Annotated in this window: 18 protein-coding genes and 1 pseudogene; 10 read left to right on the plus strand and 9 right to left on the minus strand. The window is 63.7% G+C overall.

The window, feature by feature from the left end; all coding sequences use genetic code 11:
• Positions 1-51: 51 nt before the first annotated feature.
• The 3 genes from HRU92_RS08645 to HRU92_RS08655 form a co-directional block, all read right to left on the minus strand.
• A complete protein-coding gene (locus HRU92_RS08645; RefSeq protein ID WP_172123693.1) occupies positions 52-1,065 on the minus strand; it encodes a bile acid:sodium symporter family protein in 1,014 nt (337 codons plus the stop codon).
• Between the two features lie 61 nt (positions 1,066-1,126).
• On the minus strand, positions 1,127-1,516 hold the full coding sequence (locus HRU92_RS08650; protein WP_127753615.1) for a nuclear transport factor 2 family protein: 390 nt from the start codon (positions 1,514-1,516) through the stop codon (positions 1,127-1,129).
• Between the two features lie 13 nt (positions 1,517-1,529).
• Positions 1,530-2,216 carry a GntR family transcriptional regulator gene (locus HRU92_RS08655; protein ID WP_172123694.1) on the minus strand — a complete coding sequence of 229 codons (687 nt, stop codon included), beginning with the start codon at positions 2,214-2,216 and terminating at the stop codon, positions 1,530-1,532.
• Between the two features lie 215 nt (positions 2,217-2,431).
• Between HRU92_RS08655 and HRU92_RS08660 the strand changes: the two genes are divergently transcribed.
• The 10 genes and pseudogenes from HRU92_RS08660 to HRU92_RS08705 all read left to right on the plus strand — a co-directional run bounded on the left by HRU92_RS08660 (position 2,432) and on the right by HRU92_RS08705 (position 13,026).
• Positions 2,432-4,264, plus strand: a complete 1,833-nt coding sequence (locus HRU92_RS08660; RefSeq protein ID WP_172123695.1) for a gamma-glutamyltransferase family protein — start codon at positions 2,432-2,434, stop codon at positions 4,262-4,264.
• A gap of 33 nt (positions 4,265-4,297) precedes the next feature.
• Entirely contained in the window at positions 4,298-5,818 is a 1,521-nt protein-coding gene (locus HRU92_RS08665) for an ABC transporter substrate-binding protein (protein WP_172123696.1), read from the plus strand.
• Between the two features lie 20 nt (positions 5,819-5,838).
• Complete coding sequence (locus tag HRU92_RS08670) at positions 5,839-6,879, plus strand: ABC transporter ATP-binding protein (protein WP_172123697.1); 1,041 nt, start codon at positions 5,839-5,841, stop codon at positions 6,877-6,879.
• The gene (locus HRU92_RS08675) at positions 6,876-7,994 is read left to right on the plus strand and encodes an oligopeptide/dipeptide ABC transporter ATP-binding protein (RefSeq protein ID WP_172123698.1); all 1,119 of its coding nucleotides are present in this window, start codon (positions 6,876-6,878) and stop codon (positions 7,992-7,994) included. The genes HRU92_RS08670 and HRU92_RS08675 overlap by 4 nt, the downstream gene beginning before the upstream one ends.
• Positions 7,995-7,998: 4 nt before the next feature.
• Entirely contained in the window at positions 7,999-8,940 is a 942-nt protein-coding gene (locus HRU92_RS08680) for an ABC transporter permease (protein ID WP_127753621.1), read from the plus strand.
• Positions 8,941-8,981: 41 nt separating this feature from the next.
• The gene (locus HRU92_RS08685) at positions 8,982-9,824 is read left to right on the plus strand and encodes an ABC transporter permease (RefSeq protein ID WP_282567761.1); all 843 of its coding nucleotides are present in this window, start codon (positions 8,982-8,984) and stop codon (positions 9,822-9,824) included.
• 71 nt (positions 9,825-9,895) lie between these two features.
• The gene (locus tag HRU92_RS08690) at positions 9,896-10,042 is read left to right on the plus strand and encodes a hypothetical protein (protein WP_164854843.1); all 147 of its coding nucleotides are present in this window, start codon (positions 9,896-9,898) and stop codon (positions 10,040-10,042) included.
• A 59-nt stretch (positions 10,043-10,101) separates the two neighbouring features.
• Positions 10,102-11,182: pseudogene (gene rsgA, locus HRU92_RS08695) on the plus strand (ribosome small subunit-dependent GTPase A).
• A 71-nt stretch (positions 11,183-11,253) separates the two neighbouring features.
• Entirely contained in the window at positions 11,254-11,415 is a 162-nt protein-coding gene (locus tag HRU92_RS08700; RefSeq protein WP_164854844.1) for a hypothetical protein, read from the plus strand.
• Positions 11,416-11,580: 165 nt separating this feature from the next.
• On the plus strand, positions 11,581-13,026 hold the full coding sequence (locus tag HRU92_RS08705) for a hypothetical protein (protein WP_173088045.1): 1,446 nt from the start codon (positions 11,581-11,583) through the stop codon (positions 13,024-13,026).
• Positions 13,027-13,098: 72 nt separating this feature from the next.
• Here HRU92_RS08705 and HRU92_RS08710 read toward each other — a convergent pair whose 3' ends face one another.
• The 6 genes from HRU92_RS08710 to HRU92_RS08735 form a co-directional block, all read right to left on the minus strand.
• Entirely contained in the window at positions 13,099-14,055 is a 957-nt protein-coding gene (locus tag HRU92_RS08710; protein ID WP_172123702.1) for a nucleoside hydrolase, read from the minus strand.
• A 217-nt stretch (positions 14,056-14,272) separates the two neighbouring features.
• Positions 14,273-15,217, minus strand: a complete 945-nt coding sequence (locus HRU92_RS08715; RefSeq protein ID WP_172123703.1) for an isoaspartyl peptidase/L-asparaginase — start codon at positions 15,215-15,217, stop codon at positions 14,273-14,275.
• A 3-nt stretch (positions 15,218-15,220) separates the two neighbouring features.
• A complete protein-coding gene (locus HRU92_RS08720; RefSeq protein WP_173088047.1) occupies positions 15,221-16,741 on the minus strand; it encodes a carboxypeptidase M32 in 1,521 nt (506 codons plus the stop codon).
• Positions 16,742-16,746: 5 nt separating this feature from the next.
• Positions 16,747-17,757: an ABC transporter ATP-binding protein gene (locus tag HRU92_RS08725; protein WP_172123705.1), complete on the minus strand. Its 1,011-nt coding sequence runs from the start codon at positions 17,755-17,757 to the stop codon at positions 16,747-16,749.
• On the minus strand, positions 17,754-18,728 hold the full coding sequence (locus tag HRU92_RS08730; RefSeq protein WP_172123706.1) for an ABC transporter ATP-binding protein: 975 nt from the start codon (positions 18,726-18,728) through the stop codon (positions 17,754-17,756). Before HRU92_RS08730 ends, HRU92_RS08725 begins: the two co-directional genes overlap by 4 nt.
• The gene (locus tag HRU92_RS08735; RefSeq protein WP_210258671.1) at positions 18,725-19,624 is read right to left on the minus strand and encodes an ABC transporter permease; all 900 of its coding nucleotides are present in this window, start codon (positions 19,622-19,624) and stop codon (positions 18,725-18,727) included. The genes HRU92_RS08730 and HRU92_RS08735 overlap by 4 nt, the downstream gene beginning before the upstream one ends.

The following is a 19,624-nucleotide window of genomic DNA, read 5'->3' on the forward strand; positions in this document are numbered from 1 at the left end:
CCTCCAGGCCGCGAGCGGCGAAAGCCGCCAGCACGCCGCCTTTGAAGCCTGCTAAGCCGCCGAGGCCTTTGGCTCGACTCGGGCCACCATCGCCTTGCGGCCATTGGCGATGCGTTGGGCGATAACGGCGCAGACCAGAAGCTGGATCTGGTGGAAGATCATCACGGGAAGGATGATCAGGCTCACGGCTTGCCCGGCAAACAGGATATTGGCCATGGGCAACCCGCTCGCGAGGCTTTTCTTGGAGCCGCAGAACAGCAGCACCAAGCGGTCCTCCTGTGACAAGCCGCAGGCCTTCCCGACATAGACTGTGCCGATCATCACCACGGCAAGAAGAAGGGAGCTGATCAGCATGAGAATGAGGATCGCCACCCAATCCACCTGACTCCAGATGCCGGCCACCATGCCCGCGCTGAAGGCGGAATAAACGATCAACAGGATCGAGCCACGATCAACGATCGAAGTCAGCAGCTTATGCTTTTGCACCCAAGGTCCAATCAGCGGACGGGCCATTTGCCCAAGAAAGAAGGGCAGCAGAATCTGCACGCCGATGCTCAGCATGGCGCTGGCATCAACCCCATGCCCGCCGGTGTGCAGGAGTAGCGCTGTGAGCGCCGGGGTGATGAAGACACCCAACAGGTTCGACACCGATGCCGCGCAGACTGCAGCGGGCACATTGCCACCGGCGATGGACGTAAAGGCGATGGAAGACTGCACCGTTGAAGGCAGGAGGCTGAGATAAAGCAGCCCCATTACGATTTCCGGCTGCAGCACCGAGCCCAGCGCGGTCGACGCAAGAAGGCCCAGCAACGGGAAAGCGATGAAGGTGAACGCAAACACCAGCAGCTGCAGCCGCCAATTGGAGATGCCCGCCACAATGGCCGAGGTATTGAGCTTGGCACCATACAAAAAGAACAGCAGCATTACGGCGAAATAGGAGGCCTTCGAAACCACCTCCGCCCCAAAACCACGCGCCGGCAACAGCGTCGCGAGGACCACCATGCCGATCAGCAGCACCATGTAAATATCAATGCCGAGGCTTTTGAGTCGCGTGGAAAATGCCATTGAAGTCGCCGAATTGGTTGGGCCGCAGAAGCGCGCCGGAAGGAATGAGAAGAAAGAGAGGTTAGTCTGGCTCGAAGCTCGAAACGTGATTCAGCGCGATCACCCACCGCCCGTTCCGCTTACGCATCAGCCTTGTATTAATGCCCTGCTGTGCCTCGCGCGGCCGCGACAGGCGGTAGGAACTGATGAGTTGGGCCGCATCGGGTGCAAGCATCTCGATGCGAATATTGGAGAACTCAAGCTCGCCACGCATCTCGGGGGCCGCGCCATAATCGCGGATATAATGGTCGAGCGTTGCCTGCCAGTCGCGCTGCATGCGCCCGCGGGAGACGAAGACCACGTCAGGGTTGGCGAAGCCAGCCATGTAGCCGTGGAAATCACCGTGATTCCAAGCAGCTTGCATGTCGGCAATTACGGTGCGGATGGCGGCTTCGTCTTTGGAATGGGACATTGTGGGGTCTTGTTCAAGCGGGTGAAAGGGTGGAATGGCTGGCGCCGCTGTCCTGGACCTGCCGGCGGATCAGCACTTCCTGGGCCGCCGAAACAAGATGGCGCCGCAGGGCGGTTTCGGCCGCACGCGCGTCCTGATCGAGGATCGCATCGACAATCTGCTGATGCTCGATGCAGGACCGCTTGAGCCGGCCGGTATCCTTGAGCTGATACTTGCGGAACGGAGCAAGTTTGACGCGCAGGGCCTGGGCTATCCCAGCCAGATCGCTGTTGTGACTGCCCTGGAATAACAGCTCGTGGAACGCGGCGTTGGCGGTGTCGTAGCCGCCGTGATCGCCCGCTTCAGCCAGGGCATTCATCTGCTGATGCAGGCGCTCGAGTTCGGCCCGCTCGCTCATGGTCATTCGCTGCGACGACAGCCGGCCGCAGGTCGCCTCCATCTCAGCCATGGCCTCGAACATCTGGTCGATGCGCTCGGCCGAAATCTGCACCACCAGCACGCCCTTGTAGGGCACGCGTTCAGCCAGCGACCTGCCGCACAAAATGTGGAGCGCTTCGCGGACCGGAGTTCGTGAAATGCCGAATCGCTCGGCGATCGAAGTCTCATCGAGGCGGGATCCCGCCGGGATGATTCCGGCGATGATTTCCTCCTCCAACTCCTCGGCCACCACATGGCTGTGGACTTTGCGCGTCTCCAGCATCGTGCTCCTTCCTCGCGGACCCTCTTGGCGCCGCGGCATTCTTGCATCGGTGAATTATGCAACAGCCTTGCAATGTGCGCAAACAATATACACTATGCCGCCTTATCCCCCCGCTGTGTTGGGGCTGCACAGCTGTATCGTATACAATACTCACAGCTGATACGAGTTTTGTCCACAGCGCCTCAAGGGCGTATCCGAGAAGCTGAAGGGAAAAGATGAGCTTTACAACACGTCCGGAACTGCGCGGTACGTTCGGGGGGGTGTCCACCACCCACTGGCTCGCATCGGCTACGGGGATGGCGATTCTCGAAAAAGGTCACACAGCCTTTGACGCCGCTGTCGCGGCGGGCTTTGTGCTGCAGATCGTGGAGCCGCATCTGAACGGCCCCGCGGGCGAAGTTCCAATTCTGGTAACGCCCGCCGGCGCCTCCGAGCCGATCGTGATTTCCGGGCAAGGCCCCTCTCCCGCCAAGGCAACGCTGGACTATTTTCGCGAACTTGGCCTGACCGTTGTTCCGGGCACTGGCATGCTGCCGGCCTGCGTGCCGGGGGCATTCGGCGCCTGGCTGACTCTGTTGCGTGATTTCGGCACGGCCGAACTCGAAGATGTGCTGGCGCCGGCCATTTACTACGCGGCCAACGGCCATCCCCTGGTGCCACGCATCGCCAACACCATCGCGTCCATGCGCGAGCTGTTCACCACCCATTGGCCAAGCTCGGCCGAACTATACCTGCCCAACGGCGCGGCACCCGAAGCAGGCAAGCTGTTTCGCAACCCGCAGGTCGCGGCGCTTTACACCCGCATTCTGGATGACGCCCAAAAGGCGCCAACGCGCGAAGCCCGCATCAATGCGGCGCTGGACTTCTGGTACAAGGGACCCGTGGCCGAACAGATCGACCGGTTTTGCGCGACAGAGGAAGTGTGGGACGTTTCGGGCAAAGCCCACAAAGGCCTGCTGACCGCCGAGGACATGGCCAACTGGCAGCCTCAGATCGAAAAGCCCGTTTCGGTCAGCTACCACGGCTACGACGTTTACAAATGCGGGGCCTGGTCGCAGGGGCCGGTGCTGCTCCAGATGCTGCAGTTGCTCAAGGGCACGGGCATCGACAAGGTCGACACCCTCGGCCCGGACTTCGTGCACTTGGTGGTGGAAAGCGCCAAGCTCGCCATGGCCGACCGCGAAGCCTGGTATGGCGACAGCCCCGATGTGCCGCTGACCGCGCTGCTCTCCGATGCCTATGCCGATGAGCGCCGCCAGCTGATCGGCGACACGGCCTCAATGGAGGTTCGTCCGGGCTCCCCCGAGGGGCGCAATTCCGCCCTGCCGCCGTTGCGCCCTGTGGGCACGATCCCCCAGCCGGGCATCGGCGGCGGCGAGCCGACCGTTGCGCGCGATGTGCTTCTGCCCACCGATAAGCAGGGCGAACCCGCCCTCACCCGCGATGGCGCCCAGCGCGGCGACACCGTGCAGGTGAGCGCGGTGGATCGCTGGGGCAACATGGTTTCCGCCACGCCGTCGGGCGGCTGGTTGCAGTCGAGCCCGGTTATTCCAGGTCTCGGCTTTGGCCTCACGACGCGCGGACAGATGTTCTGGCTCGATGAGGGTCTCAATTCCAGCATGGCGCCGGGTGTGCGGCCGCGCACGACGCTGACGCCCTCGATGGTGTTCCGTGATGGCCTCCCGTATCTCGCATTCGGCACCCCGGGTGGGGACCAGCAGGATCAGTGGCAGCTCATCATGCTGCTGCGCCACATTCATGGTGGCATGAACCTGCAGGAAGCCATCGACGCGCCCAGCTTCCATACCGACCATCTGCCCAGCTCCTTCTGGCCGCGCGAGATCAGCCTTGGCGCCGTGACCCTCGAGTCGCGCTATTCGGCCGAGACGCAGGCGGAACTGGAACGGCGCGGTCACAAGATCACCTTGGGCGACGCCTGGTCCGAAGGCCGGCTCAGCGCCGTGGCCCGGGAGATGGACGGGACGACGCAACTTATCAAGGCGGCAGCCAATCCGAGGGGAATGCAGGGCTACGCCATCGCCCGCTAGCCGCCAATTGCAACCAGTGGAGAGAAGACACCAATGACACTAAAGCCCTTACACATCGCCCTGATGGCGAGCCTTGCCCTGACCGGCATCGCTGCCGCGCCGGCCCAGGCGCAGTCGGTACTCAATATCGGCCTGCAGGATGATCCTGACACCCTTGATCCGGCAACCAACTGGAGCTTTGTGGGCCGCCACGTGCTGCAGTCGCTGTGCGACAAGATCGTCGACATCGACGCACAAGGCCAGATCGCACCCATGCTGGCCACCAGCTGGGAATGGAACGCGGATAGCACCGCGCTGACCCTGACCATCCGCGAAGACGCCACCTTCCACGATGGCGAGAAGGTCGATGCCGAAGCGATCAAGTACAATCTCGATCGCGCACTGACCATGGAAGCCTCGCGCCGCAAGTCCGAGATCAGCAGCATCGCCAACATCGAGGTGCTCGGCCCCTTTCAGCTCCAGATCAATCTGAGCGAGCCTTCGGTGCCGCTGCTGGCCGCACTCACCGATCGCGCCGGCATGATCATCAGCCCCAAGGCCGGCGAAGAGCTGGGTGAGAACTTCACCAACAGCCCCGTCTGCTCGGGCCCCTACAAGTTCGTCGAACACATCGCCCAGGACCGCATCGTCCTCGAAAAGTTCGCCGAATACCACGACGCCGACAACTACCACTTCGATCGCCTGGTTTATCGTGGCATGCCCGATGGCAATGTGCGCCTGCTCAACCTGCGCTCGGGCCAGATGGACCTGATCGAGCGCCTTGCCGCGACCGACGTTCCGGCGGTTCAGGGCGAAAGCAACCTCGCGGTCGCTCCCGTCGTGGGTCTGGGCTACTACGGCGTGACCTTCAACATCGACGGCTCGGGCGCCGACCTCGACGCCGGCAAGCAGGCCGCTGTGCGCGAAGCCTTCAGCCTCGCCATTGACCGCGACGCTATCAATCAGGTGGTGTTTGAAGGTCAGTTCACCACGGGCAACCAGCCATTCCCGCCCAGCAGCCCCTATTACGACCAGAACTATCCCATTCCCGCTCGCGACCTTGACGCTGCCCGCGCCAAGATGGCCGAAGCCGGCGTGAGCTCGGTTGACGTGGAACTGCTGGTGCCCACCGACGCGGAGCGTCAGCAGGTCGCCCAGATCATCCAGGCCATGGTTGGCGAAGTCGGCATCAATGTCGAAATCAAGCCGACCGAGCTGATGACCTTGCTCGACATTGCCCGCGAAGGCGCGTTCGAGGCTCACCTCGTCGGCTGGAGCGGTCGCGTCGATCCGGACCTCAACATCACGCCCATGCTCGCGTGCGGTGCGGCCGGCAATGATGCGCACTACTGCAACGAGGAACTGGACGCGATCATGACCGAAGCGCGCGCCGTCGGGGACACCGAAACGCGCAAAGCCAAATACGCCCAGGCTATCGAGATCCTGCTGCGCGATCTGCCGATCGTTTATCTCTACCACTCGCAGTGGATCTTCGCCCACAACGCCAATCTGTCCGGCTTCCAGCCCTTCCCCGACGGCATCATCCGTCTAGGTGGCGTGACCCGCCAGGACTAAGCACAGGCATTACCGCTGCAATGAGCACGCCCACTCCGCTTCGCACCCTGTCAGCCCGCCCAGAAGAACGGGCTGACCTTGCCGCCAACCCGGTTCTCGAGGTCAACGATCTGCGCGTCGTTTTCGCCGGCGAAGATCGCACCGTAACCGCGGTTGATGGCGTGAGCTTTGCCGTCCGTAAGGGCCGCACGCTCGCCATCGTGGGTGAGTCAGGCAGCGGCAAGAGCGTGACCTCGCTAGCGGTAATGCGCCTCCTGCCCCAAGACAGCGCCCGCATCTCGGGCGCTGTCAATTTCGCCGGCCGCGAACTCCTGGGCGAACCGCACGGGACCATTCGCGACCTGCGCGGCAATCGCATCGCCATGATCTTCCAGGAGCCGATGACCTCGCTGAACCCCTCCTATACGATTGGGGACCAGATCAGCGAAGCCATCCTACGCCACCGTAAAGTATCCAAACAGGCGGCTGCGGAACGCACGATTGAGATGCTGCGCCTTGTGCGCATCCCCTCGCCCGAAACCCGCTACCACCAATATCCGCATAATCTGTCGGGCGGCATGCGCCAGCGCGTGATGATCGCCATGGCCCTCGCCTGCGATCCCGAACTGCTGATTGCCGACGAACCCACCACGGCGCTAGACGTCACCATCCAGGCGCAGGTGCTCGAACTGATGGGCGAGCTGCAGGAGAAAACCGGCACCGCCATCATCCTCATCACCCATGATCTGGGCGTTGTGGCTGAAGCCTGCGACGACGTGATCGTCATGTATGCCGGCCAGGTGGTTGAGCAATGCTCGGTTGAGCAGCTCTTCGCCTTTCCCGAACACCCCTATACCGTTGGCCTGCTCGGCTCCCTGCCCCGGCTTGATGGCAAGCGCGAGCGCCTGACGGCGATCAGCGGGACCGTGCCCGACATGGCCAATCCGCCGAGCGGCTGCCGCTTCCGCGCCCGCTGCCCCTTCAGCATCGACAAATGCGCCGAGATGCCAGACCTGCTGGAAGTCTCGCCGGGCCATTTCAGCCGCTGCTGGCGCACTCCGCTGGAGAACCTCGTCCCATGACCGCCTCCACCCTATCAGCCCAGACTGCGCCGGCCGTTCACCCGATTGTCGAAATCCGCGGCATCGAAAAGCAGTTCGTCGCCAAGCGCAGCTTCCTGGGTCGCCCGCTGGCCAGCGTCAAAGCCGTTGACGACGTGTCGTTGGCGCTGATGCCGGGCGAAATCCTCGCCATTGTCGGCGAATCCGGTTGCGGCAAATCCACGGTCGGGCGCCTGCTGATGCGCCTGATCGAGCCGACCGCCGGGCAGGTCTGGATCGACGGGGAAGATGTCACCAAGCTCGGCCACGCCGCCATGCGCCGCCGCCGGCACAAGGTGCAGCTGATCTTCCAGGATCCCTATGCCTCGCTCAATCCGCGCATGACCATCGGCCAGACCATTGCCGAACCGCTGATGCTGCACAATGTGGTGCCCGCCAATCAGCGCCGCCAGCGCGTCGCCGAACTGCTGAAAATGGTTGGCCTGCGGCCCGAACAGGCCAACCGTTATCCGCATGAATTCTCCGGCGGCCAGCGCCAGCGCGTCGTGATTGCCCGCGCCCTCGCCTCCGAGCCGCGCGCCATCATCTGCGATGAAGCCGTCTCAGCTCTCGACGTCTCCATCCAGGCCCAAATCCTCAATTTGCTCAAGGATCTGCAGAAGCGACTTGGACTGGCGCTGGTGTTCATTTCCCACGATCTGGGCGTGGTCAAGCACATCGCCGACCGCGTTGCCGTCATGTATCTGGGAAAGCTCGTGGAAATCGGCACCGCCGACATGATCTTTGGCGCCCCGCGCCATCCCTATACCCGCGCGCTGCTGGCCGCGATCCCCGTCGCCGCGCCCACCAAGCGCGAATCGAGTGCCGCGACCCTGCAGGGCGATCTGCCCAGCCCGCTGGCGCCCCCGCAGGGCTGTCGCCTCCACACCCGCTGCCCCCATGCCCGCCCCGCTTGCAAGGAGGTGGATATGCGGCTTGATGTTGAACCCAACGGCCACGCCAATGCCTGCGCCTTCTGGCGCGAATTGCCCGAGCCTGGCCCGGTGACCCGGACTGACGCCAGCCGCAATCCCAAGCTCGAGCAGCTCTTTGCCGCCTTCGAGACGGCCCCGCTTGCCGCAGCCGGGAGGAACTAGAGCCATGTGGAGCCTCTTTGCCCGCCGCCTCCTGCAGCTGGTCCCCACCGTATTCCTGCTGTCGCTGATCATCTTCTCGCTCCAGCATCTCCTGCCTGGCGATCCAGCGCTGATCCTCGCCGGCGAGAACCCCGATGCCGAAACGGTGGCCGCCATCCGCGCACAGTACCATCTCGATCAGCCTATTTTCGTTCAGTATCTCTACTGGGTGCGGGGCGTGTTCTCGGGCGATCTGGGCATGTCCATGCGCCATGGCCAGCCCGTCGCCTCACTGATCCTGCTCAAACTGCCGGTGACGCTGCAGCTCGCCGTGATGGGCATCGTCATCGCCCTGCTGCTCGGCATCGCCGGCGGCGTTATCTCCGCCCTCAAGCGCAACACTCCCGTCGACTATGTGACGAACGTCGTGTCGCTGGCCGGCATCTCGATCCCCAATTTCTGGCTCGGGATCATGATGATCCTGTTCTTCTCCATCTATCTGCGCTGGCTGCCGGCATCGGGCTATGTCAGCCCCGGCGAAAACTGGCAGATGAACCTAGCCACCACGATCATGCCGGCCTTCGTGCTGGGCTGCAGCATCGCCGGCGTCATCATGCGCCACACACGCGGTGCCATGATCCAGGCGCTGCAGAGCGACTACGTCCGCACCGCCCGCGCCAAGGGCCTGAGCGAATGGGTCGTGCTGTTCAAGCACGCCATGCGCAATGCCCTGACGCCGATCATCACGCTTGGTGCACTGGAGTTCGGTGCCCTGCTCTCCGGGGCGGTACTGACCGAGCAAATCTTCACCATTCCCGGCTTTGGCAAGCTGATCGTGGATGCCGTGTTCACCCGGGATTACCCGGTGGTGCAGGGCGTCGTCCTGGTGACGGCCCTCTTTTACATCATCCTCAATCTCCTGGCCGATATCGGCTATATCCTTGTTAATCCTCGTCTGAGGAGCTGATCTTGGCCGCACTCTCTTCTTCTGCGCCGCGCACCAACCCACTGACCGCCTGGACCCAACATCGCGTCTGGCGCCGCCTCGTGCGGCACAAAAGCGCTATGTTCGGCCTGATCATCGTAGTGTTCATGGTGCTGGTCGCGATCTTCGCGCCCCTTATCGCACCCTATGATCCCACGGCCCAAAGCTGGACGGCCGTCCGCAAGCCGCCAAGCGCGGAATTCTGGATGGGCACCGACGAGGCCGGGCGCGACATCCTTTCGCGCATCATCTATGGCGCCCGCGCTTCACTGATGGCGGGCCTGACCTCGGTCGCCATTGCTATCGCCATCGGCGTGCCGCTTGGGCTCGCCGCCGGCTTCATCGGCGGCTTTGTCGATGGCCTCATCAGCCGTTTTACCGACGCGATGCTGGCCTGCCCCTTCCTGATCCTTGCCATTGCACTTGCCGCTTTTCTCGGGCCCAGCCTCACCAATGCCATGCTCGCCATCGGTATCACCGCCATGCCGCTCTTTATCCGGTTGACGCGCGGTCAGGTGCTGCAGATCAAGAGCGAGGAATATGTGGAAGCGGCAAGCGCCGTCGGCAATCCGCGCTGGCGCATCGCCTTCCGGCATATCCTACCCAATATCCTGCCCCAGCTGATGGTGCAGAGCACGCTGACGATTGCGGCGGCCATTATCGCCGAAGCCAGTATGTCCTTCCTCGGCCTCGGCCTGCAGCCCCCCGCTCCCTCCTGGGGCTCGATGCTCAACACCGCGCAGCGCTTCATGGGCAATGCGCCGTGGATGGCACTCTGGCCCGGCATGGCCATCTTTATCACCGTCCTGTCCTTCAACCTGCTGGGCGACGGTTTGCGTGATGCACTCGATCCACGCTCCAAGTAGGAAAGCGCGCGGACGGGTTGCAATCTGAGCGCCAAAGCCTCACCTACGCAGACATACAGAAAGAGGCATCCATGGCGCGCAAACCCAATTACGACTTCGAACGGCGGGAACGCGAGCGGCTGCAAAAGCAGAAAAAGGCTGAACGAGCCGAAGCCAAGCTCAAACCCGCCGGCGAAACCGAGAACACCGATCCCGACCAGACCTCCAGCGAGCAGTAGATGGCTTCGCAGGGATCGACCTATGGGCTGCAAACACTGCTTCTTGTCAGGGCCGGAGCGTGAAGTCGCCCCCGCCCCCGGACCAGGCAGATTCGTTGCGCCAGCTGGGTTGGGGAACATTTCTCCAGGAACAGCTTTCGGCCGGGGAGGCAGAGTTTACCCCAGCCAGGATCGATGCCGTGCACCGTGCGAGGCTCACCGCGCTCTCGGCAAATGGCCAGATCGACATCGATCTACCGGTGCGTACCGACACGGCTGACTTCGCCGTCGGGGACTGGGTCCTCGCAGATCCCCTGACAGGGCTCCTGCACCGACGGCTGGAGCGCAAAACGCTGTTGCAGCGTCCCGGCGAGGGCCGAAGGCCGGCCCAGCTCGTCGCGGCCAATGTCGATACCCTGCTGGTTGTCGTTTCCTGCAATGCCGACTTCAACACCGCTCGGCTCGAGCGCTACCTCGCTTTCGCCAATGATGCAGGAACCGAACCCGTTATCGTCTTGACCAAAGCCGACATGGCCAGCGACCCAGCCGATTACCTGCGCCAGGCCAAGGGCCTGCAGCGCGACCTGGTTGCGCTTACACTCAACGCTCGCTCGCCTGATGCCGCGTTGGCGCTGCAGCCCTGGTGCGGGGCTGGCTCCACAGTAGCCGTGGTCGGCTCATCGGGCGTTGGCAAATCTACCTTGGTCAATACGCTGGTGGGTGAAACCGGAGAGCCGCCACAGCAAACCGGAAGGGTCCGGGAGACTGACTCAAAAGGGCGCCACACAACGACGTCGCGCTCTCTTCACGCCATTCAAGGTGGCGGCTGGGTGATCGACACACCCGGCGTGCGCAGCCTGCATTTGAAGGATGTTGGGCAAGGCATCGACATGCTGTTTGCCGAAATCACCGAGCTTGCCCCCGCTTGCAAGTTCCGCAACTGCAGCCACGATCACGAGCCAGGATGCGCCGTTCGCGCAGCTGTGGCGGCAGGCACGCTCGACCCGGAGCGCTTGGCCCGCTGGCGAAAGCTGCAGCTGGAAAGCGGCGGCAAAGGCCACTAGGCAAAGCCCAAGCTGGACCATTAAGCGGCGGTTCGTTGACTATGCGGGCGAACTATTTGCGAAATGCATCACCGCAGATCACAGTCCCGCGATGTAACAGATTTGATCGACCTTCTTCACACATCGCTAACCATCGGCGGCGCACCGTCCATGCAGGAGAACACCCTCATGAACGCTGAACTGCATCCCGATACCAAGCCGACGCGCCATTTGATCATGAAGGAAGACAAGGTGGACCCGATGTGGGCTGCCGACGAGGACGATCGACGTGCCGCCATTATTCGCCGCGCCGCGGCCGGAGCCCGCAAGGCCCTGCGCGAGCGGAAGTGAGGTTCAGCTTCAACCCTCTTGATCGTTGCTGAGGCCAATATCCACTGAGTTCATCCACGGTGGGCGCCACTCCGCTCTGGACCAATTGATGTGTCCATGCCAGGAGGAACCCCGTCCGGCCCGAACCATTTGGCTCGCAGCTTGAGTTAAATATCAGGAGTTTGGATGAGTAAGGCTGTTGGCGCGGACGGCTCGCTTCTTTCCGCTGCGACCCCATCCCTCTCCTGGATCTCGGTGGCGCGTCACGCGCCATACTTTGTCGATGAAACCGGCTCCCCCTGGACGCCCATCGGGCAGAACGACGCTATCAGCTGGCCCGAGCTGAACGGCCTGTTTCGCCGCCGCGACGCGGAAAGCGTCGAAAAACACCTGCTGTGGCTCAAGGACAGCGGGGTTACCTGTCTGCGGCTGATGCTGGAATATGCCCAAGTCCGGCACCGCTATTTCGAACGCCCCGCTGGCCGCTACGTGCCTTCCATGGTGCAGTTCTGGGACGACCTATTTGCCCTTTGCGAGCGCATCGGCCTGCGCCTGCTCCTGACCCCGGTCGATACGTTCTGGACCTGGCTGCATTGGCGCTGGCACCCTTGGAACACGGCCAATGGCGGTCCGCTCCGCTCGCCCACGGAGATCCTCACCTGCCCCGAAACCCGGCAGCTGATCAAGGCAAGGCTGGGCTTTGCCGCCCGCCGCTGGGGTGGATCAGGCGCGCTCTTTGCTTGGGATCTGTGGAACGAAATTCACCCCGCTCAAGCCGGCGACAGCGCCGACAACTTTTCTGAATTCATCCATGACCTCTCCAGCTATGTCCGTGAACTGGAAACCGAACTCTACGGCCGCGCTCATCCCCAGACCGTTTCCGTCTTCGGGCCCGAGTTGACGTGGAAGCCGTATATGGCTCTGCACGAGCATATCTTCCGCCATCCGGATCTCGATTTCGCAACCATCCATATCTATGGCTCGGGGCCGATCGACAATCCCAAGGACACGGTGCAGCCGGCCGTCCTGTTTGGCCAGATCGTTCGCGACAGTCTTGCCGAGATCCGCGACAACCGCCCCTTTCTCGATTCCGAGCACGGGCCGATCCATAGCTTCAAGGACAAGAAGAAGACGCTGCCCGAAGCGTTTGACGACGAGTATTTCCGTCACATCGCCTGGGCGCATCTGGCCTCGGGTGCGGCGGGCGGGGGCATGCGCTGGCCCAATCGCCACCCCCATGTGCTGACGCCCGGCATGCGCCGCGCACAAAGGGCCATGGCCGACTTTCTGCCGCTCCTGAACTGGACCGAGTTCAGGAGCCGCAACCTCAATGCCGAGATCACCGCCGAAGGCTTTCACGCCTTTGGCTGCGGCGACGCCCAGCAGGCACTGGTCTGGCTGTTGCGCGGCGATGAACTGGCGGCCGATGGGCGGGTGCGAACCGACGTTTCCCCCCGCTCAACCATGGTCCGCGTTCCTGGCCTTGCCGACGGCACTTACCAGGTGACGGGCTGGAACACTTCGGATGGGCGGGCCGTCGATCAGCAGGTCGCCAGTGGCCGCAACGGAGCGCTTGAATTCACGCAGCAGCCAATCGTGGCTGATCGCGCTTTCGCCATCACGCCGCTTTAGCCGAAGCGTGACCCTGGAGACGACCGCTCATAACGGTCTTACTCCAGGTTCGTCGGCAGCGGCGCCCTGCCCTTAGCTGGCAGCGGAACGATACGCCACCGAGCGCTGATACAGCGCCACCAGCCGCTCGATCCGGGCTTCCTCGATCACGGTAACCTTTGGCGTGCCCAGCCGGCCCGAGGGGTCCACCACGGTCATGCCGCGGGTGATGCCGGGTGCCAGCGCCACATCGATCGATGCTTCGATCGTCTTCGTCACGATGCCGGGCTCGATTACGGCCGCAGCGGCTAGCGGGTCGACGAAGCGGAAATGGTCTTCCCCGCCATAGCCGATATTGGTCTGCCGGGCATGGTGGGCCAGGGCCAGCGAGAACTGCTTTTCGAAGCACTCGGGGAGCGCAGCGAACATCGCATCCACTTCCGCCCCCGTCATGTAATGGGTAACGCAGGGCTCCCAGGGGGCCACGAGGGTCTCGATCTCGGCCCCGAACACGATCGCGGCCGCCTCCGGGTCGGCATAAATATTGAACTCTGCCGCGGGCGTGGTGTTGCCGCGGCCATAAACCGTGGCGCCCATGATCGTGAGCTGTCCGATGCCGCCCACGATGTCCGGGGCGACCCGCAGGGCCAGCGCCAGATTGGTCAGCGGTCCGATCATCAGGATATCGATCTTGTCGCCGCCAGCGGCCGCTGCCCGCAGGCTGGAAACGAGGAAGCCAACCGCATCTTCGCTGGCGGGCTGCGCCGTTTGCGTCGGGCGCGGTGCACCGCCAAGGCCATCTTCGCCATGGATATATTTGGCGTCGATGATGGGCTGGGTCAGCGGCCGTGCCGCCCCCTTGTGCACGGGCACATCGCCCGCCCCACCCACGGCAAGAACCGCCAGAATGTTCCGTGTGGCGGCATCAAGCCCCACATTGCCAAACACGGTGGTGATGGCATTGGGCGTGCGCCCCGCTGCGATCAGCATCAGCAGCGCCTGCGCGTCGTCGACGCCACCATCGGTATCGAGAATAAACTTGCGAACCATAAAACTACCCTTTGCGCCGTTGGGCAGCTGACCTGCACTTTGCTCCGGGCCAGCAAAACGGCATTGAAAACGCTTACGCCGCCGCGCCCCGGGAGGGGCGTTGCGACGCTCGGCTTCCGCTTAACCCGGCAGCGCGGCGATGTCAGGGCTTAAGCGCACAAGAGGATTGTTAATTTCTCGCGAGTGGCAGGCGCGGTGAACGCGCCCACCGTGCGGTTTACAGCGGCACCGCGCTGAAATCGTCGGCATAAACGCCGACCGAAGCGATCCCCTCGGCTGTCACCGAGCCGCGATACATGCCTTCGGTGTTGTGCGGCATGGCGATCCGGCCCTCGAAATCAACCGCAATGAGCCCGGCGCCGCACTGGTCTTCCGTCAGATCGGCAATGGCAGCCTGTGCAGCATCCGCCACAGCTTCCCCGCGATAGCGGATGCGCGCGGCAATGTCATGGGCCGTGCCACGGCGGATGAAATACTCGCCCAGGCCCGTGCAGGACACCGCCACCACGCCATTGCAGGCATAGGTGCCGGCCCCGATCACCGGTGTGTCGCCAACGCGGCCAACGCGCTTATAGGTATAGCCGCCGGTCGAGGTCGCCGCGGCCAGATTGCCCTGATCGTCAAACGCCACCGCACCCACGGTGCCGTGCTTTTCGGCTTCGCTGCGCGGCCGCATCAGCAGGCCCGCCTTTTCTTCCTGGGCCCGCAGCCAGTGCTGCTGGCGCAGCGGCGTCGTGAAATAGGACTGCTCCACCATTTCGAGCCCCTGCTCGCGCGCAAAGGCATCGGCACCGCCGGCCGACAAGAGCACGCAATCACTGTCATCCATCACCCGGCGCGCCGCACGCACCGGGTTGCGGATGGCACGGGCGGAGGCGACGGCCCCTGCTGCACGGGTGCGGCCGTCCATGATGGCGGCATCCAGCTCATGGTCGCCGGCGGCATTGAGCACCGCGCCATGGCCGGCATTGAAGCTCGGGTGGTTCTCGAGCGCCACCACGGCCGCTTCCACCGCATCAACCGCCAACCCACCACGGGAGAGGACGTCCCAGCCGGCGCGCAGGGCATCACGCAGACCATCCCGGGCGGCCTGGTAGGTCTCGGGCGTAAAGTTGGCACGCGGAATGGTGCCGGCGCCGCCGTGGATCACAAGACTTGCCATGCTTTATGCCTCTTCCGAATAACGGGCTTGGAGATAGTTGAGATAGGGCGCGATCTCGAGCGAACGCCCGGTCACGCGCTGGAGCAGTTCATCGCGCGAGAACCGCCGGCCATGCTGCCAGATATTGTCGCGCAGCCACCCCGCGAGCGGCGCATAATCACCTGCTTCGCTCGAGGCGATCACTTCGGGAACGTTCTTGCGTGCAGTTTCCATCAGCTGCGCTGCCGTGATGTTGCCGATCGTATAGGTCGGGAACGAGCCGAGGTAACCCACCGACCAGTGGATATCCTGCAGGCACCCCTGCAGGTCATCGGGCACGTCGAGCCCAAGATCGCGCTTGATCGCCTTGTTCCACTCGCCTGGCACATCCGCGACAGCCACGCTGCCATCGAGCATGGCCTGCTCGAGCTCCACCCGCAGCATGATGTGGAAGTCGTAGCTCATCTCGTCGGATTCGACGCGGGTCAGGCCCGGCGAAACCCGGGTCACGCCCTTGTAGAACTCCTCGGCAGTGACATCGTCATAAACGCCCGGCACATCGCTGCGCAGATCGTCCATATGCCGCTGCCAAAATGAGCGGCTGCGCCCGACATGGTTTTCCCAGAGGCGCGACTGCGATTCATGGGCGCCAAAGCTGGTGCCGCCCACCGCATAAAGCCCGATGAGATCGGTCGCGAGCACCGAGCGGGTCAGCTCGGGCGCAATGTTCTGCTCGTAGAGCCCGTGTCCGGTTTCATGCAGCGTGCCGAACAGCGCCATCGGCATGTAGTTGGGACGGTAGCGCGTGGTCAGGCGCACATCGTTGCGCGTGAACGACACCTCGAACGGATGCACCGAAATATCGAGCCGGCCGCGGTTCTGATCGAAAGTGAACGCCTCCGCCATCCGGGCCGCGAACTTGCGCTGCAGCGCCGGATCGACCGTGCGGAACAGGAAATCGCTGCGCGGCGCGGGACGGGCCACGGCCGCGTCGTAGATCGGCTTAAGTCCGGCCCGCAGGGCGCTGAAAAGACTCGTCAAACTAGCGGCGGTCTCGCCGGGTTCATAGAGCCCCACCAGGGCATCATAGGGATGCTCCTGCCAGCCAATCGCATCGGCATAAAGCTTGGAGAGGCGCAACATTTCCGCCAAGTGCGGCGCAAAGATCGAGAAGTCGTTGGCCTGCCGGGCCGCAATCCAGGCGTCATTAGCCACCGAATGCTGGGCTGCCCGCTCGCGGACCAGTTCACCAGGCACGCGCAGGTGGAACTCGATGGCTTCCTTGGCCTGCACCACGCTGCGCCGCTCGATGGAATCTTCGGGCAGGCCAGCGGTTTCAGCGTCGGCGGCCGCGGTCAGGTCGCGCGTCTTGTTGTCGACGATCAGATCGCGGGCGAGGCCCGTCAGCGTGCCCACCTGTTCGGAGCGCGTGACGCTGGCCTGCGCCGGCATCATCGTACGCGCATCCCAGTTGAGGATGTTCACGGCATTGAGCACGTCGTTGACCGCGCCGAAGCGGGCGACGAAATCTTGGTAAGCAGTCATGTCAATCAGGCTCCTGTGCCACCATCATAAAGGTGGCAGGCAACATCGCCGGGGGCACCGGCGGCAGGCTTGAGAACGGGACGGTCGACCTTGCAGCGCGGTCCGGCATGAGGGCAGCGCGGATGGAACGGGCATCCTGGCGGCGGATTGAGCGGCGAGGGAATTTCCCCGACCACGGCCGAAAACGCACCGCGCCCGGCACCCAGCTTGGGCACGCTGTCGAGCAGAGCACGCGTATAGGGATGGGCCGGCGCATCGAACAGCGGCACGGCATCGGCCAGTTCCACGATCCGCCCCAAATACATGATGGCGACGCGGTCCGATACGTGGCGCACAACGCTGAGGTCGTGGCTAATGAAGACGGCGGTAAGCCCCAGCGTCTGCCGCAGATCGAGGAAGAGGTTGAGCACCTGCGCCTGGATCGACACGTCGAGCGACGCTACCGGCTCGTCCAGCACCAGCAGTTCGGGCTGCATGGCAAGGGCGCGCGCGATGGCCACGCGCTGGCGCTGGCCGCCCGAGAACTGGTGCGGAAAGCGGCGGCGCGTGCTGGGATCGAGACCCACCCGGCGCAGCATGTCGGCGACATAGCTGTCGGCGCCGCTGGCCGGCACGAGCTTGTGGTGCACGGGGCCTTCGGCCACCGTGTCACCCACGCGCATGCGTGGATCAAGGCTCGAAAATGGGTCCTGATGCACCATCTGTACGCGGGTCGTCAGCTTGCGCGGGCGGCCGCCCGTGCTGGTGGCCACGGGCTTGCCGTCAAGGGTGATGGCCCCGTCGCTCGGGTCATAAATGCCGGCAATCATCCGCCCAAGGGTGGATTTCCCGCAGCCCGACTCCCCGACGAGGCCGACCACCTCGCCCTTTTGCACGCCCAGACTGACGTCCGTTACGGCATGCACGGTCTGCGTGCGGTCTTTGCCGCCCAGCTTATGGGCGACCTTGTCGGTCAGGGCCGGGCGGCGCACGAAGCGCTTGGAGGCGTTGGTGATGGCAAGGATCGGCTGGTTCATGCCGCGCCCTCCAGAATGGGGTGATAACAACGCACCATAGTGTCGCCGACCGGCGCCAGTGGCGGCATGGTTCGGCAGATCTCGGTGGCGCGCGGGCAGCGCGGCTGGAATGGGCAGCCCGGCGGCAAATTGGCCAGCGAAGGAGTCGAACCCTTGATCTGCGCCAGCTTCTCGCCGCGCTTGGCTTGGCTCGGCACCGAAGCGATCAGCCCGGCCGTATAGGGGTGCTTGGGGTGAGCTAGCACGGCCGCGCTTTCCCCCGACTCCACGATGCGGCCCGCATACATCACCGCAATATCGTCCGCGAGGCTCGACACCACCGACAGGTCGTGGGTCACCCAGACAAAGGCCGTGCCGGTGCTATCGGCGAGCCGGCGCACCTCGGCCAGGATCTGGCTCTGGATCGACACGTCGAGCGCCGTGGTCGGCTCGTCGGCGATGATCACCGCCGGCTTGTGCAGCAGCGCAATGGCAATGGCCACGCGCTGACGCATGCCGCCGGACAGATGGTGCGGGTAGACATCGAGCCGCTCATCAGGAGCGGGAATACCCACCAGCGCGAGCGCATCCCGGGCGCGCTTGCGCGCGTCGGCGGTGGAGATTTTGACATGCGCCTTGAGCGCCGCCACCATCTGCGTGCCGATCTTGAGCACGGGATTGAGCGTCATCATCGGATCCTGGAAGATCATCGAGATGACGGCCCCGCGCGTTTTGCGCATGGCCTCGTTGTCGAGGCTCGCCAGATCGGTCCCGTTCAGCAGGATCCGGCCACCGACGATCTTGCCCGGTGCATCCACCAGCCGCAGGATCGAATAGCCGGTGACCGACTTGCCCGAACCGGACTCGCCAACCAGCCCCAGGATCCGACCCTTGCCGACGGAGAAGGATACCCCGTCCACGGCCTTGAGCACGCCCTTGCGGGTAAAGAAATGGGTCTGCAGTTCTTCCACAGACAGAACGGCATCACTCATTGGCCGCGCCTCGGATTAAGCACATGCCGAACCTGATCGCCGACAAGATTGATTGAAACGATGGTGATCACCAGCGCGACCCCCGGATAAACCGAGATCCAGAACCGGCCCGACAGCAGATACTGGAAGCCGTTGGAGATCAGCGCGCCGAGCGAGGGCTCGGTGAGCGGCAGCCCAAGGCCGAGGAACGACAATGTCGCTTCCAGCGCAATGGCGCTTGCGACCTGCACGGTCGCCACCACGATGAGCGGGGGCAGCGAATTGGGCAACAGGTGCCGCAGGAGGATGATGTGCGCCGGCAAGGGCGTGGCAATGGCCGCCTCGATATAGTCCTTGTCGCGTTCGGCGCTCGCCGAGCCGTGGATGGTGCGCGCAAAATAGGCGTATTGCGCCACGACCAGAGCCGTCACCAGCTGCCACAGCCCCTGCCCCAGCATGGCTGTCAGCACCAGCGCCAGCAGGATGGCCGGCATCGAGAGCTGCAGATCGACCACGCGCATGATCAGCGCCTCGACCCGGCCGCCCTTGAAGGCGGCGACGAGTCCGATGGTCATGCCAACGAGCAATGCCAGGGCACCCGACATCAGCCCGATCAGCAGCGATATCCGCAAGCCGTAAAAGATCGCCGACAGCAGATCGCGACCCGCCGCATCGGTGCCCAGCACATGCACATAGCCGCCCGAGCCAACGCTGCCTGGCGGCAGGCGTGAGTCGAAGAGGTCGAGCTTGGCCAGGTCATAGGGGTTCTGTGGCGACAGCCACGGCGCAAAGATGGCGATCAGCACGATGGCGACGATGACCACCAGCGAGAGCAGCGCCACCTTGCTTTCGGAGAACTCGCTCCAGAAGTCGCGCAGCCGTGTGCGCCAGGTTTCAACCTGAAGATCTTCAACCAT

Source organism: Devosia sp. 1635 (assembly GCF_013185955.1).
Taxonomy (GTDB): domain Bacteria; phylum Pseudomonadota; class Alphaproteobacteria; order Rhizobiales; family Devosiaceae; genus Devosia.

What these genes read in the sequence shown, in the direction of transcription:
- HRU92_RS08675 (WP_172123698.1), top strand. Translation starts at nt 6,876, where the DNA reads ATGACCGCCTCCACCCTATCAGCCCAGACTGCGCCGGCCGTTCACCCG.
- HRU92_RS08720 (WP_173088047.1), bottom strand. Translation starts at nt 16,741, where the DNA reads ATGACTGCTTACCAAGATTTCGTCGCCCGCTTCGGCGCGGTCAACGAC.
- HRU92_RS08650 (WP_127753615.1), bottom strand. Translation starts at nt 1,516, where the DNA reads ATGTCCCATTCCAAAGACGAAGCCGCCATCCGCACCGTAATTGCCGAC.
- HRU92_RS08670 (WP_172123697.1), top strand. Translation starts at nt 5,839, where the DNA reads ATGAGCACGCCCACTCCGCTTCGCACCCTGTCAGCCCGCCCAGAAGAA.
- HRU92_RS08735 (WP_210258671.1), bottom strand. Translation starts at nt 19,624, where the DNA reads ATGGTTGAAGATCTTCAGGTTGAAACCTGGCGCACACGGCTGCGCGAC.
- HRU92_RS08660 (WP_172123695.1), top strand. Translation starts at nt 2,432, where the DNA reads ATGAGCTTTACAACACGTCCGGAACTGCGCGGTACGTTCGGGGGGGTG.
- HRU92_RS08665 (WP_172123696.1), top strand. Translation starts at nt 4,298, where the DNA reads ATGACACTAAAGCCCTTACACATCGCCCTGATGGCGAGCCTTGCCCTG.
- HRU92_RS08645 (WP_172123693.1), bottom strand. Translation starts at nt 1,065, where the DNA reads ATGGCATTTTCCACGCGACTCAAAAGCCTCGGCATTGATATTTACATG.
- HRU92_RS08725 (WP_172123705.1), bottom strand. Translation starts at nt 17,757, where the DNA reads ATGAACCAGCCGATCCTTGCCATCACCAACGCCTCCAAGCGCTTCGTG.
- HRU92_RS08655 (WP_172123694.1), bottom strand. Translation starts at nt 2,216, where the DNA reads ATGCTGGAGACGCGCAAAGTCCACAGCCATGTGGTGGCCGAGGAGTTG.
- HRU92_RS08700 (WP_164854844.1), top strand. Translation starts at nt 11,254, where the DNA reads ATGAACGCTGAACTGCATCCCGATACCAAGCCGACGCGCCATTTGATC.
- HRU92_RS08715 (WP_172123703.1), bottom strand. Translation starts at nt 15,217, where the DNA reads ATGGCAAGTCTTGTGATCCACGGCGGCGCCGGCACCATTCCGCGTGCC.
- HRU92_RS08710 (WP_172123702.1), bottom strand. Translation starts at nt 14,055, where the DNA reads ATGGTTCGCAAGTTTATTCTCGATACCGATGGTGGCGTCGACGACGCG.
- HRU92_RS08680 (WP_127753621.1), top strand. Translation starts at nt 7,999, where the DNA reads ATGTGGAGCCTCTTTGCCCGCCGCCTCCTGCAGCTGGTCCCCACCGTA.
- HRU92_RS08690 (WP_164854843.1), top strand. Translation starts at nt 9,896, where the DNA reads ATGGCGCGCAAACCCAATTACGACTTCGAACGGCGGGAACGCGAGCGG.
- HRU92_RS08730 (WP_172123706.1), bottom strand. Translation starts at nt 18,728, where the DNA reads ATGAGTGATGCCGTTCTGTCTGTGGAAGAACTGCAGACCCATTTCTTT.
- HRU92_RS08705 (WP_173088045.1), top strand. Translation starts at nt 11,581, where the DNA reads ATGAGTAAGGCTGTTGGCGCGGACGGCTCGCTTCTTTCCGCTGCGACC.